Raw genomic sequence first — 12,948 nt, forward strand, 5'->3', positions numbered from 1 at the left:
AATGGGTGGCCGGATCATCGTGGAATCAGTGGCCGGATGTTTATGGAATAGGTGGCCGGATGGCCGTGGAATCCGCATTTGTATAGAAGGCCGACTGATATAGCTGAGCCTTTCAGCCCTCTCAGAAAATCGTTTGTGCCATCATTGGGGTCAACTACCCAACACCATGAATCTCCTGTCAGGTGTCAGGGTATGGCCGGTCTCCTCCCCCCAATAGTCGCAGAAAAACAGGTCAAGCAACCGCTGACGTAGAAGCTGTTCAATTTCGACATCAACGACTGCCTTGTCCCCCTGCCCCCTTGGCCCGTCTTCTCGTTGCCATTCTGTTACGAGGGTTGGCCTGCCTTGCAAACTATGTTGATGACGGAGGTAAGCAGCTCTGGCAGTTCTGGGCTTTTTGTGTGGTGCTCGAATGACGCCCCAGCGAGCCTGCCTAGCGGCTCGTGCGCTGAACCCAAATGCAGCGCGGCATCAAGAAAACGATTTGACGCTTTTTCGGACCTCGCGGAGATTGACCGCTGAGCCTCCGTTTTAAATTGAAACTTCATGGCCCATTTCGATGTTTTCGCTTTGCGTTTACCTTTCATTACCCCCCCACGCTCTTGATGAGCAAAATGGTTCGCTGTCGCGCCGATCACGATCAACGACCTCCCTCCTCTATCAGTGCTAAAGAAGGGTGGCAGCCGACCGAGCTCAGCGGAGAGATAGATCACAAGTTCCAACATAGGTGGACCCCCAGGCCACGCTGAACCAGCACTGATATGGTCTCTTAATGGACAAAATACACATCAGAAAACGGCCAACAGTTGCTGGCGATAATTCTTCGAAAAGCTTATTTGATAAGTCGATGTAGGGGACAAATCGACCTCCGATAGAAATTTCTGCGCTGTAGCAGTAGGCGTAGAGCTGCCTGGGTCTCCACTGAGAGTGTTCACGGAACAATCCAACTCACCTTCGATTGCACAAGCCTGGGGTGCAGGCGCACCTAAAGCGCACACAACAGCCAGATCTTCCGGCAAATCATCTGCGATACGCTGAGAGAATCGCTTCAGTGTCGGCTCCGCCAGGACGAATAACCAAGCTTGATCATCAATCTCGCCCATACGTCGAAGGATTCTTCCCAGCACCTGACGATAATGCAGTTCAGTACGGATTCGACTGAGGTAGCAGCAAACTTGAAGCCGAGGAATATCGGTCCCCTCACTGATCATTCCCACTGCAACAATCCAACGGCAGTCGCTATTTTTGAACCCATTGATTACCTGTTGCGCATCCGGGGTTCTGGTTGTCACGACTTGGAAGCTTTCGCCCTTGTCCTTCAGCGCCATGGCGACTTGTTGAGCATGCTTGATATTCGTGGCAACTACCAAGCCCGCGGCATTCGGTTTAAGCATCCGCACTTCATCAAGTTTCTTGCTCCCCAGGTCAAGCAACTGGAGAAGCGCGTCCTTATGACAAATCAGATCCTCGTATGAGACCGGAGACTCACGCAGCAGCTTAGCGATGCTGGGAAAAAGCTTGATCGTACTCTCGTTTGCAGAATCTTCTTTGAGCCTCAGCATCTGGTTATCTAACAGAACAATGCGAGGTGACCGACAAACCCCGTCGGAAATGGCGTCTTTAAGGCCGTAGCGATAGTCGCAAATCAATCGGCCTTCCGGGTTGGAGTAACGAGCCAGAGCAATGCCTCTGTCATCGGAGCGCCAGGGTGTACCCGATAGAGCCAAGGTAAAAGCGGCACGGTCCTGCATCTTCAAAAGAATTTGTTGTCCCCAGGCATTGCTTAAAAGCGGATCGTGTCCTGAGCAGTGATGGATTTCGTCGAATATTGCAAACACGCGATAGTCATCGAAAAGCCTCCAGAAAGCCTCATCCTGGTGCTCCATGGCTTGATAGGTACTTGCGGTTCCAATGGCACCGATCAGTCCATCCAAACGCCTCCCCAATACTGTAGAGAACGTAGTGCGAAAGCCTTCGACGACTTGGCACGAGGGAGCAAAACACAGCACGAGATCGATCTTGCCCTGCTCCAACAAACGCCGAGCAAGCTCTGCGGCCATCCGAGTCTTCCCCGCCCCCGGGGTGGCTTGACAGAAGAAGTGCGGCGTTGAGGTGTAGTGTTCCAACGCGATCTCAATGCATTGACTCTGCCATTTTCTCGGCAATGCTTTCATCGTGCGGACGTGACTGTCTTGAGCGTCTTTTCGACCGCCCGGAGATGCCCTAGAAGACGAGAGCTTCGGTCTCGAGCCTCCAAATACTCGCCTTCGACTTGGTCTTTCAGATGCGGCATTTCCTCGAGCAGCTGCTTATACCGCTCCGCCTCTCCCATCGAAGAAAGGAAGTCGAGGCGAATTTCTTTGAGTATGGACTCCAAGTGCTCGATCACATCTGGGCCTGACTGCTCTGGGTCCATGCTTTGTAAGGGCTGATGTAACGGTTTATTTGTCGGCTTAGCACTGCTCTCGTACCCATTATCGACGAGCTCTACCTGCAAGTTCGCCGGAATTCCGTGCCAGTGATAGATCTGACCTCGCTTTTGTCGTTTTTCATCCTGAATGACCCATCCACTACGCAGCATGCGTCGGATCTGCTCATAGACATATCGACGCAAGTCGCTGCTGTTAAAAGTCATACCCGTCAGGTGAGTAGCGTACGCGTCACGCAGCTCCTGGGTCGTAAATTGGCGTAGATGCTCCTGCTGAAACAGGTCGTAAAGCCGCCTGTCGAGGATAAATGAATCGGGTTTCATGCAGGCACCTGGAAGGGAAATTCGCGGAACGATCAAAATGCGGATTATAATCCGTGGTTGATTCATCCGCAAACGCACGATAGTGCCGCCTCAGTGGGAACCGAGGCGGTTATGCATCAGCTTGCAAAGGCATTGGGCGAAAGAATACGGACACAACGGAAGGCCAAAGGATTTTCACAAGATGCCTTGGCGCTTTCCTGCAGTGTCGATCGTAGCTATATGGGGCGTATTGAACGCGGTGAAGTCAACATCACCGTGGAAAAGCTATATCGCATAGCCACCGTATTGGAATGCGAGCCGCAATTTCTCTTGCCTGAGGCGCTGTCTCTCCACGAATTGGCTTCTGATTTGGCGGCAAGCGACTGAGCCAACAAGCATGCGTCGACATGAATTTAGCTATCCCTATCGTTTTTTCCCCGACCGAACGCTCTAGTGATTGGGCGCTTCCCTGCCTCCTCCAGTTCTAAATGAACCATGCGGCAGCGGCCGTTAAAATTTGCGCGCTTTCATGCGATACGGATGTGCCAGATACTAAGTGGCAAAGATCCAACCATGAAGGTGCGCCATGCTTGCCGAAGTGCTGAACGAGAATTCTTATCGTGACTTCCGGGACCGGTTGTCAGATTTTCTCAATGTCCCCATCGACGCTTCAGACTCGGACATCCATGAGATGATCAATGCCGGCTTTTCAGCCGATCGGATCAACATTTTTTGCGAGCAGGGCAAAATCCCCCCGCAACAACGCGACCAGATCATCCCTTACAAGACACTCAGCTCTAGGTTGACGCTCGGGCAGAGACTCACGGTGGATGAGAGTGAGCGCTTATTTCGACATGCCTACATCGCCGCTATGGCAGAAGTACTTTTTGGTAGAAGAGAGAAAGCCAGTTCGTGGCTCTCGAAGCCTAAGGATCATTTTTCCGGGAAAAGTCCAATAGCAATGCTCTCAACCAAACAAGGCACTCACCAGGTTGAGCAATTACTAATACAGGTTGCTGAAGGGTACGCATTTTGATCGCTGGGCACGTCGGTGCAACGCAGAATTGAGAGATTCTTCCTCCAGCTAAACCGACTGGGAACAGACGGCGGCTTCGCCACACCGAAGACCGCCACGATCCGTGCCACCGCAGTGTCAGTGCTCATGTTCATGCGCTCGACATCGAGGTGAATGGAGTCGATGCGGATCTTTGCGTCATTCCACGAACGAATCGGGCACAGTCATCAGGATCGGAGAAAGGCCATTTCACGACTATCATTCCGTCTGCGCAAGGCAACCCGATGCTGACGGACTGCTAGTTCTGAATGTTTGGCCCTAGCTTCACCGACAAGAAAGCAGGCAAGTCACTGAGGTGTCGATCACCGTAAAGCGACAACCAATTTCGCACGAAGTTGGCATTAAAAGCACTCCACTTCAACAATAATAAAGGGCAATTCATGAGCATCGTATGGGATACAGTTCGCCCCTCGTGAGCCCCTCACCGCCCAGTCAACGTCCATCGCGAAAGCTGGACCACTCCAGATGACCTCGTGTCGATTTTCGGAATCGGGAACGGAATGCCGCCGTAACAACCCTCCAGCGGCAAGCGATTACTAGTTGGTCTTGCAAGTGGTCACGTTGGTAACCGTTTTTTGATAGCCGCTGTCGGGTATAGCCGCTGTGCCATGGGGCGGACATCCGTAGCAACAGCACCTCTTATCGCTCCTACCTTTTATTCCTACACAAATAGAGCACCGCAACAAACCCACCCATCGACATCAACGCAGCACAGAGAAATATCGCCGCATAGCCTAGGCCAGAAGCAACCAGGCCCATCACCGGGCCGGCCAGCCCCACTGCGATATCAAAGAATAAAGAAAGTGCACTGAGCGCCGAATTACGGTTGGCCGCCGGAGTGCTGGACAGTGTTTCCACCCCTAATCCCGGATAGACCCATGACACCCCTATCCCGGTCAGCGCACCGCCAGCAATTGCCAGTGCGGGAGATGGCGCCAGCCATATCAGCAGCATTCCCAAGGTCTGTACAAGCAGGCAGCCGCCCACCACCTTGTAGCCCCTGTATCGCTGCAGTATTCCGGGCGACGACAAGCGGGCAACGATAAAACCAGCACCGAACCCACTCAAACAGTAGGCGGCGTTGTCCCACCCGTTGCTGTCGAAGTACAGTGCGACGAATGCCGTCAGGCCGCCAAACCCTACTGAACTGCACACAAGGACCAGGCCATTGGGCATGACCGCGAAAAGAACTCGATAAAATGCCAATCGGGCGCCTGAAATCAAGGGCGCCGGGCGCTTGCCCAGCGCCAAAAGCAGGAACATCAGGCCAAGCAATACGGTGCACAGTCCGACACTGGCAATACCTAACGAATTACGCAGCAGCACGCCCAGCGGCGCTCCGACTGCCGTACCACCATAAGCCGCTATTCCGTTCCACGACATGACCTGTGCTGCCCGAGGCGCACCACATAATCCAATGGCCCAGGTGCAACAAGGCGTGGAGATCATGGCCGTGGACGCCCCCAACACCAGCCTGCCCAGCAGTATGAGCGTCAGGGTCAACCAGGGTTGGGTGTGCAAGATGAGCGCAAGTGCGGTCAGGATGCCGCTCAACATCAAGCCGCTGAGCCCACACACCACCGCGTATTTGGCGCCCAGGCGATCAGCCACGCCACCGGCCAACGGGCGAGCCAGGAGCGTCGCCAGGTACTGCGAGCTGATCACCACGCCGGCAAAAATCGAGGTCAGGCCCAGGTCATTGAGGACATAGCCCGGCAACACCGCAAGTGGCAAGCCACTGCAGACGTACGAGATGAAGTTGAAGCAGATAATGGACAGGATCAACCAGTGGCTGCCGATAGCCTTGCCATTACTACGGCTTAAAACACCGATGTCGCCCATCACCCATGCCGCTCCAGGCCCCATACGACATCCGCAAGCAACTGCGGGTGTGATACGAACGGCTCATGCGCTGTATCGATCTCGACAACCACCTCTGCGTCGGCACGTTGCGCAAACCGCCGCTGCCAGTCGACGGGCAGGATGTTGTCGCGCAGGGTGATGATGTAACTCGCCGCAATGATGCCCGGATATCCCACGCGGCTGATGGCGTCTGTCGCCACACAGAGTGGCGTCGTGTCCTGGCTCGCTTCACTTAACAACCAACCCAGGGTTTGCTCACTCAAATCTTGCCCGAACATCGCCACGGCCAGCGCCTGAGGGGTGGTTTGCGCAGGATCCAGCGGCCAGCCAACATGGTCCGGACTTTCGCCATGCAGCCTGGTGCCAAGCAGCTGCAGAATTGATTGGCCTTCACTGGGCAATGCGCAAGCCAGGTACACCAACTGCGAATACAGTTGGGGAGCGGCCAGTACCATCATCGGCAGCAGGGCTCCCGCGATGGAATGCCCAAGCAGGACGGCCTGGTTCACGCCGAGTGCACGCAGGTCCTCATTAAGCTCCTCGACCACATCATCGAGCCGCAGGGACACAACATCCCGCCCGCGCTTGGTGCCGCACCCTGGCATATCTAGGGTAATCACTCGCTCGAAGCATCCGGGCTGCTGGTTTAATACTTCAATAAAGGGCCCCCAACACCAGGAGCCGTGGTTGCCGCCATGCAGCAATACCAAATCAGTCATGCGCACGCTCCTGAGAGTGGGTACCAGTCGTACCTGTCTTGATCACTTGACTGCATAGCAACCCACGGCGACGACGAACCCGTTTACCCGCTGCAGAAAAGTTCTCTTGTATTCGTTTTGCCCGGTAATCGGGTTACGCCACAGATAAGCGATCTCACCTGTTTCATGGCCGCTCATCTGTTTGAGGATGTCCTCGCCAATCGGCTTGCCATCGACTGAGCGCAATGACTTGAAGTCGGTGCCGATCAGCCGGGACGAAAAACCGTGAGCGACAAACCGCTTGGTCTTGAGATCCACCACAAAGGCATACAGATCATCCTCGGTGAACTGTTTATCGTGCTGGTTAATGAGCCCGAAGGTGGTTTTCGCGTCGTTGGCAACTTGTCGCGAAATCTGCCCAAGCAGCTGTTGGGCCTGTTCGGGGGAGGACCGTGGCATGTAGTAACCCACGACGATCAACCGATCCTTGACGCGCTGATAGAACACGCGTTTGCGCTCGACCTTGGCGTGTTGCCAGTTCCACCAGCGGTATTCGGCGCTACGCACAATGCCATCGTCAGGCTGTGCAATGGCATGCTCGAATGCCTCCTTGAGATCGACATCCAGGACACTTAACACCGGCTTGCCGACCAGCGAAGCGGAAGGCCCGCCGCTGGCGAGCATCACACCGGAGGTATCGACCACGTAGATGTACAGTTCACCATCGATAAAGGCCCCCTGCCGACTGAACTCGGCCAACGCCGAGTCACCCTTGGCTTTGTACTCGTCAACAGCTTTTACCAACAAGGCATTTGCGCGTTGGGTGTCAGCACTGTAAGCGTCGACCGCTGCTTGCTGAGCAAAGCCGACGAGGGAGAAAAAACACAGGCACAACGCAGCGATCGCTCGATAATGACTCATGGTTGTGCCTCTGGTGAAGTTTCCGATGCCCGAAGGTCCACTGTCAGATTGTCAATGAGCCGTGTTTTGCCAATGCGCGCCGCCACCAGAATCACAAAGTGAGTATCGGTGCTTTTCAGTGGTGTCAGATCCTGGGCATTCCTGATTTCAAAGTATTCCAGCTGAAAACCGGCGTCACTGATACGTTGATGACATTCAATCAACTGGCGCTCAGCCACCCGCCTCTCGAGCTGGATACTCGCCGCCATTTGCTTCAAACAAGCGTAGAGGACGGGGGCTACCGAGCGCTCATGCTCGGTCAGATAGTCGTTGCGCGAGGATAATGCCAAGCCGTCCGAGGCTCGGATCGTCGGTGCACCGACAACGTCAGTCACCATGTTGAGATCCCTGACCATCGAGCGCACGATTGCCAGCTGCTGATAATCCTTTTCCCCGAAAACCGCCACGTCTGGCTGGGCAATGTTTAGCAGCTTGGCGACGACAGTGGCCATGCCGTCAAAGTGACCAGGGCGTGCCGCACCGCAAAGACCTTCAGAAACGTTCGGCACACTGACGATGGCCTGATTGAGCATTCCATCCGGATAGATCTGTTCGACAGCGGGGGCAAACAGCACATCACACCCGGCATTGACCAGTCTTTCGCGATCAGCGTCGGGCGTGCGGGGATAGTTGGCCAGGTCTTCATTGGCCCCGAACTGGAGTGGATTGACGAAGATGCTGGCGACGACGAAGTCCGCTCGTTGCTTTGCGCAATGAATCAGGGCTATATGACCGTCATGCAAATTGCCCATGGTCGGCACCAGTGCGACTTTCTTGTTCTCACCCCGGGCGCGGGCCACGAGCGCACGCAGCGCGCCAACCGTATCGACTGTCTGCACCGCGTTACGCCTCTTTAGCCAGTTGCGCCTCGATTGCCTCAATCAACCGCGGATCATCCGCTGCAACGTCCGGAGCGAAACGAGCGACGACCGCACCCTGGCGATCGATCAGAAACTTCTCGAAGTTCCAGAGCACGTCCGTCGTGTTGGCGGACTCGATCCCGTAACCCAGCAGACGCTCGCGCATTGGACCTTCGCCTGTGGACTCGGGTTGCGCGGCTGTCAGTTCGGCGTAGAGAGGATGCTGCTCGGTGCCAACAACCGAGATTTTCGAGAACAGGGGAAAGTGAACGCCATAGTTCACTGAGCAGAACTCAGCGATTTCCGCGTCGCTATAGGGCTCCTGTTCCCTGAAATCGTTGGCAGGGAAACCCAGCACTTCCAGCCCTTGTGAATGCTTGCTCTGGTAGAGCTTTTCCAGACCTTCGTATTGCGGGGTCAGGCCACATTTAGAAGCCACGTTGACCACCAGCAGGACTTTGCCCCGATAATCGCCAAGGCGGCTGGCACTGCCATCGATCTGCTTCAGCGAAATATCATAAAGAGAGTTACTCATTTGTCTGCCTCATGCAGGTTGGCTTCAAAGGGTACGGCCGATGATTTCTTTCATGATCTCCGAGGTGCCGCCATAGATACGGGCCACTCGCGCGTCGACCCAGGCGCGGCTGATCTTGTATTCGCTCATGAAGCCGTAGCCGCCATGCAATTGCAGGAACTCGTCGAGCAGCTTGCCCTGCATTTCCGATCCCAGCAGCTTGGCCATCGCTGCGATTTCGGGCGTCAACTCGCCGCGCATCACCTTGGCCAGGCAGTCGTCGACGAACACCCGCAACATAGTGGCTTGGGCCTTGGCTTCGGCAAGCTTGAAGCGGGTGTTCTGGAAGTCGAGAACCGGTTTGCCAAAGACTTTGCGTTCACGGGTGTAGCCGATGGTTTCTTCCAGCAGCGTGTCGATCGATTGGGCGGCACGGATAGCAATGATCAAGCGTTCCCAGGCCAATTGGTGAGTCAGGTATTTGAACCCCATCCCCTCCTCCCCCAATCGATTGCCAACCGGCACCCTTACCTCATCGAAAAACAGCTCGGCAGTGTCCTGCCCTTTCAGACCGATCTTTTCCAGCAGACGACCCTTGGCAAAACCCGCACGACTTTCTTCGACGCAGATCAAGGTCAGCTCTTTGGCAGCAGGATCAATCTTGGTGGCGGTCACCACCAGGCCGGCATTGCCGCCGTTGGTGATGAAGGTCTTCTGGCCGTTGACGATGTAGTCATCACCGTCGCGGCGCGCCGAAGTGCGCATGGATCGCAGGTCGCTGCCGATGCCTGGTTCGCTCATGGCGATCACGCCAATCAACTCACCGCTGACCATGCGCGGCAGCCATTGCTGCTTCTGCTCTTCGCTGCCATAGGCAACGATGTAAGGGGTGACGATTTCCGAGTGAGTGGTAAAACCCACCGCGGTGGCATTGGCTCGCGCCAGTTCTTCGATCATCACCGCAGAATGACCGAAGTCGCCTCCCGGGCCGCCGTATTCTTCGGGCACCGTGGAGCACAGCAAGCCGTTCTCGCCGGCCTTGAGCCAGACTTCCTTGGGCACGATGCCGTTCTTTTCCCACTCATGCAGGTAGGGCACGATTTCGCGATCGACGAAACGGCGGGCCTGATCACGGAACATATTGTGGTCTTCTCGAAATACGCCACGCATCTTGCTTACTCCAGATCGATTCTTGTTGTTGGCAATGAGTAATCAGCGGTCCCGGTATTGCGGCTCGCGCTTATCGACAAAAGCGGCCACCGCTTCCTGATGGTCTTCGGTGTGATGGGCGAGTGCCTGGTATGCGGCAGACAACTCCAGTAGCGAGTCGAGACGCATATGTTGGCCTTCGCGCAGCAGGCGCTTGCACAGCCGCAACGCATGGCCCGGGTTGCTGGCGATCCGCCGCGCCAAGGCTTGCGCTTCCGACTGCAGGGTTTCATGGGTGCAGACCTGCTCTACCAGGCCCCATTCCAGCGCTTTTGCAGCATCGATAGCGTCACCGGTAAACGCCATCAGGCTGGCTTTCGGGATGCCGATGATGCGCGGCAACAGCCAGGCGCCGCCGTCACCCGGAACAATGCCCAGGCGCACAAAACTCTCGGCGAAGATCGCCTTGGGTGCCGCCAGCCGGATGTCGCACATGCACGCCAGATCCAGGCCCGCACCAATCGCTGGGCCGTTGACCGCGGCGATCACCGGGATATCCAACTCGTAGATCGCCAGGGGAATACGTTGAATGCCATCACGGTAGGTGTTGCGCAGCTCATAAGGCGAGCCAGCGAAGATGCCGCCACGCTCATGCATGTCCTTGACGTTGCCACCGGCACAAAAGGCGCTGCCATTACCGGTGAGCACCATGACCCGCACCGTTGGGTCGCGACGTAATTGGGCACAGAGGTCGACAAACTCCTGAATTTGCTCGGGCGTCGTCAACGCGTTGCGGGTTTCGGGATGGTTCATGCGCACAGTGACGACACCGCCATCGCGCTCTATCTGAAGAAACGGGCTCATACCGGATCACTCACAAGTCGGGTTAATGAATGTTGGCCATGACCTGTCAGTAACGGCCAGTACCCTTCGCTTCCACCCTGGCAGACCCGGACGCCCAGGCGTTGGCTCCAAAGGCTGGCCGATCCGAATTCGCTGCGCCACGCCCACAACCGCCGGGTGAGCAAATGCAGGGGATATTCCTCGGTAAAGCCAATGGCACCATGCACCGAATGGGCAAAGCCGGCGCCAACACTGGCCGCTTCTGCCGTGCTGATTTTTGCGGCCGCAATGGTCAACGTGGCGAGTCCACAACGCGATTCCACGAAGGCAGCCTCGGCGGCAATCCCGGCGGCGGCGGCTTGTTCCGCGAATACCGCCAGTTGCTGTTGAATGGCCTGGAACGAGCCGATGGCCTTGCCGAATTGTTTGCGTTCCCCGGCATAGTTGGCAGTCATGTCCAATAGCGCATGCAATGCCCCGGCAGTCTGCGCCGCGCGCAGCATCGCGCCGCCCAATTCCAGGACATTGGCGTCGAACCCGTTGGGCAGCGGCGCTTGCGCCAGTACCTGGGCGCTGTTGAAACCCAGGTCATCACGCGGTTCGCCAGCCACATTCAGACTGAGCGTGAGTTCACTGGCAGCGCTACGCGATAGCAAAACCACATGCGGAACCCCCGTTGAGCTGTTGGCAATCGCGACAACCTCTTCGACATTACGCCCCCAAGGTACCGAATAGGCGGTGCCATTAACGCGCTCGCCATCGAGCACCAGATTGGCATTGGCAGCCATGCTCAGCGCACCAGCCCTCCCCTCCAGGCCTGACTTGCTCAGCAGCCAGTTGGCCAGCAAGGCCTCACCTATTGGGGCCGGAACGGAAAAGCGTCCGGCGGCACGCACCAGCACATACATATCAGACCAACTGGCTTCGGCTCCGCCCAGCGCTTCGCTGACACCCGCCAAAGAGAAGCCCGACTCATCCAGCGCGGCCCATAAATCCGCCGGCCATTCCCCGCCTTCACACCTCATCACATAAGCGGGCGTCGCCAAATCGGCGAACAGGCGTTCAATCGTCGTTTCAAATATCTCGCGCATTATCGCAACCCCAGGCCGCGGGCAATGATGCCGCGCAGAATTTCACGAGTGCCCCCGCGCAGTGAGAACGAGGGCGCCATCTGAGTCAGGTAGGCGAGTACCCGGGCATGTTCGCTGCCGCCGTCTTGCCGTGGCTCGGTTTCCAGCAGCAGCTGGGCAACCTCGGGGATTTCCTGTTCAAAGGCATTGCCGAGGTCTTTCACGCAGGAAGCCGCCCAGGCTGGGTGCTCACCCGCTGCCAGCTGTGCCGTAACCGACAATGACATGTTGCGCAGGGTCAGCAGCTTGGCCGAAAGACGCCCGATTTCTCGCGCCTGTAACGCGTTGGGGGTCTTGCCCAGCGCATCGATCAGGGTTTTCAGCAGCGCCATGCAGCTGAGGAACCGTTCAGGGCCGCTACGCTCGAAGGCCAGTTCGGCGGTCACTTGATCCCAGCCTTTGCCTTCAGTACCGATCAAGGCATCAGCCGGCAACCGCACATTGTCGAAAAACACTTCGTTGAAATGCTCGCCACCGGCCAGGTCTCGAATGGGTCGGATGGTGATGCCGGGCAGGCTCAGATCGACAATGAATTGCGACATGCCCTCGTGACGGGCCTCCTGTTTTTCACCGGTACGCACCAGGGCAATCATGTACTGCGAATGATGGGCGTTGGTGGTCCAGACCTTCTGGCCATTGACCAGCCAGCTATCGCCCTCACGGACGGCGGTACTCTTGATCGAAGCCAGGTCGGAGCCTGAGTTGGGCTCGCTCATGCCAATGCAGAAGTAGCTTTCACCCCGGCAAATGGCTGGCAGGTAATACTGTTTTTGTTGCTCGGTACCGAAGCGATTGATCAGCGGACCGCTTTGGCGGTCGGCGATCCAGTGGGCCGATACCGGTGCACCGGCAGCCAGCAACTCTTCGATAATCACATATCGGGCAAAGGGCCCCGCCTCGGCGCCACCATAAGCCTTGGGCAAGGCCATGCCGACCCAGCCCCGGGACCCAAGCTTCTTGCTGAACTCGGCGCTGAAGCCCATCCAGGATTGAGCACTCAAGGTCGGCGGGTAATCGGCCAGCGTGTCATGGATGAACGCCCGCACTTCTGCACGAAGCGCTTCAGCCTCGGGGGGGATGTTGCTGTAGGTAAATTGACTGATGGCCATATGCGCTCTCTAACGC

Annotated in this window: 13 protein-coding genes and 1 pseudogene; 2 read left to right on the forward strand and 12 right to left on the reverse strand. The window is 56.6% G+C overall.

Translation table 11 applies throughout. From position 1 onward, the window contains the following. Positions 1 to 80: 80 nt before the first annotated feature. From AC1Q8Q_RS13070 to AC1Q8Q_RS13080, 3 genes and pseudogenes are all read right to left on the reverse strand, one after another. Positions 81 to 587, reverse strand: a pseudogene (locus AC1Q8Q_RS13070) (inositol monophosphatase family protein); the annotation flags it as partial. 201 nt (positions 588 to 788) lie between these two features. After that, complete coding sequence (locus AC1Q8Q_RS13075) at positions 789 to 2,174, reverse strand: DEAD/DEAH box helicase (RefSeq protein WP_020798184.1); 1,386 nt, start codon at positions 2,172 to 2,174, stop codon at positions 789 to 791. After that, positions 2,171 to 2,752, reverse strand: a complete 582-nt coding sequence (locus AC1Q8Q_RS13080; RefSeq protein WP_020798185.1) for a VspR family transcription factor — start codon at positions 2,750 to 2,752, stop codon at positions 2,171 to 2,173. The genes AC1Q8Q_RS13075 and AC1Q8Q_RS13080 overlap by 4 nt, the downstream gene beginning before the upstream one ends. A 111-nt stretch (positions 2,753 to 2,863) precedes the next feature. On the opposite strand from AC1Q8Q_RS13080, the gene AC1Q8Q_RS13085 reads away from it, so the two are divergent. Then, complete coding sequence (locus tag AC1Q8Q_RS13085; protein WP_020798186.1) at positions 2,864 to 3,118, forward strand: helix-turn-helix domain-containing protein; 255 nt, start codon at positions 2,864 to 2,866, stop codon at positions 3,116 to 3,118. A 199-nt stretch (positions 3,119 to 3,317) separates the two neighbouring features. After that, entirely contained in the window at positions 3,318 to 3,767 is a 450-nt protein-coding gene (locus AC1Q8Q_RS13090) for an Xre family toxin-antitoxin system antitoxin (protein ID WP_020798187.1), read from the forward strand. A 687-nt stretch (positions 3,768 to 4,454) separates the two neighbouring features. On the opposite strand, the gene AC1Q8Q_RS13095 is transcribed toward AC1Q8Q_RS13090, so the two are convergent. From AC1Q8Q_RS13095 to AC1Q8Q_RS13135, 9 genes are read right to left on the reverse strand one after another with little or no spacing between them, the layout of a single operon-like run. Next, positions 4,455 to 5,648, reverse strand: coding sequence for an MFS transporter (locus tag AC1Q8Q_RS13095; protein ID WP_033041000.1), 1,194 nt, complete (start codon positions 5,646 to 5,648; stop codon positions 4,455 to 4,457). After that, positions 5,648 to 6,388, reverse strand: a complete 741-nt coding sequence (locus tag AC1Q8Q_RS13100; protein ID WP_020798189.1) for an alpha/beta fold hydrolase — start codon at positions 6,386 to 6,388, stop codon at positions 5,648 to 5,650. The genes AC1Q8Q_RS13095 and AC1Q8Q_RS13100 overlap by 1 nt, the downstream gene beginning before the upstream one ends. Positions 6,389 to 6,430: 42 nt before the next feature. Continuing rightward, on the reverse strand, positions 6,431 to 7,288 hold the full coding sequence (locus AC1Q8Q_RS13105) for a cache domain-containing protein (RefSeq protein WP_020798190.1): 858 nt from the start codon (positions 7,286 to 7,288) through the stop codon (positions 6,431 to 6,433). Then, complete coding sequence (gene panC, locus AC1Q8Q_RS13110; RefSeq protein ID WP_020798191.1) at positions 7,285 to 8,166, reverse strand: pantoate--beta-alanine ligase; 882 nt, start codon at positions 8,164 to 8,166, stop codon at positions 7,285 to 7,287. Before panC ends, AC1Q8Q_RS13105 begins: the two co-directional genes overlap by 4 nt. Positions 8,167 to 8,170: 4 nt before the next feature. After that, positions 8,171 to 8,722 carry a glutathione peroxidase gene (locus tag AC1Q8Q_RS13115; protein ID WP_020798192.1) on the reverse strand — a complete coding sequence of 184 codons (552 nt, stop codon included), beginning with the start codon at positions 8,720 to 8,722 and terminating at the stop codon, positions 8,171 to 8,173. A 24-nt stretch (positions 8,723 to 8,746) separates the two neighbouring features. Continuing rightward, a complete protein-coding gene (locus AC1Q8Q_RS13120) occupies positions 8,747 to 9,871 on the reverse strand; it encodes an acyl-CoA dehydrogenase family protein (protein WP_033040994.1) in 1,125 nt (374 codons plus the stop codon). Between the two features lie 42 nt (positions 9,872 to 9,913). Next, positions 9,914 to 10,714 (reverse strand): crotonase/enoyl-CoA hydratase family protein, encoded by an 801-nt coding sequence (locus AC1Q8Q_RS13125; RefSeq protein WP_020798194.1) that lies wholly within the window; start codon positions 10,712 to 10,714, stop codon positions 9,914 to 9,916. Beyond that, positions 10,711 to 11,784, reverse strand: coding sequence for an acyl-CoA dehydrogenase family protein (locus AC1Q8Q_RS13130; RefSeq protein ID WP_020798195.1), 1,074 nt, complete (start codon positions 11,782 to 11,784; stop codon positions 10,711 to 10,713). The genes AC1Q8Q_RS13125 and AC1Q8Q_RS13130 overlap by 4 nt, the downstream gene beginning before the upstream one ends. After that, on the reverse strand, positions 11,784 to 12,932 hold the full coding sequence (locus tag AC1Q8Q_RS13135) for an acyl-CoA dehydrogenase family protein (RefSeq protein WP_020798196.1): 1,149 nt from the start codon (positions 12,930 to 12,932) through the stop codon (positions 11,784 to 11,786). Before AC1Q8Q_RS13135 ends, AC1Q8Q_RS13130 begins: the two co-directional genes overlap by 1 nt. Positions 12,933 to 12,948 lie beyond the last annotated feature (16 nt).

This window comes from Pseudomonas sp. GW823-FHT06B06 (genome assembly GCF_058795195.1).